Annotated in this window: 1 protein-coding gene; it reads right to left on the bottom strand. The window is 68.0% G+C overall.

Features of this window, described 5'->3' with window-relative positions; genetic code table 11:
• Positions 1 to 129 precede the first annotated feature (129 nt).
• On the bottom strand, positions 130 to 491 hold a 362-nt coding region (locus U9980_RS18145; RefSeq protein WP_322769010.1), incomplete at its 5' end, for an acetyl-CoA hydrolase/transferase C-terminal domain-containing protein.

Below are 491 nucleotides of genomic sequence, written 5' to 3' on the forward strand. Positions count from 1 at the left end.
CCCGCTGTGCGTCCACCCGCTGTGCGCTCACCCGCGGTGCTCTGACTCACGGTACTCACTTTCATGGTTCCCTTGCCGATGGTGTTACCGGCCATGACTGCCTCACCGGTGGTATTTCTACCTGCGGTTTCACGGTTGGCGTCCCCACAGTCTGAGCAGCGCGTTGCGGCGTTCGGCCCGGTCGAGGCCGCGGAGATCAGCCGCCCCCTGCTCGGTCACCACGACGTCGACGTCGTGGGCCGGCGTGCTCGTCGGCCGGCTGAGCCGGTCGACCAGGGTGTACCTCCTGGCATGCCGGGTCGGGACGGCGATCACGGATAGCCCGTCGGAACGGGCCGCGCCGGCGGCGAAGTCGGGGTGCCCGCCGATGCCGCCGAGAGTTGATGCCGCGGTGCCTTCCACGTTGACCTGCGCGTCGAGATCCACTTCGAGAGCCGTGTTGACAGCGATGAACGGTATCCCGGTGGACAGCCGGTGGGCGTCATGGGTGA

The sequence above is a fragment of the Protofrankia sp. Cr1 genome, assembly GCF_963555865.1.
Lineage (GTDB): Bacteria > Actinomycetota > Actinomycetes > Frankiales > Frankiaceae > Protofrankia.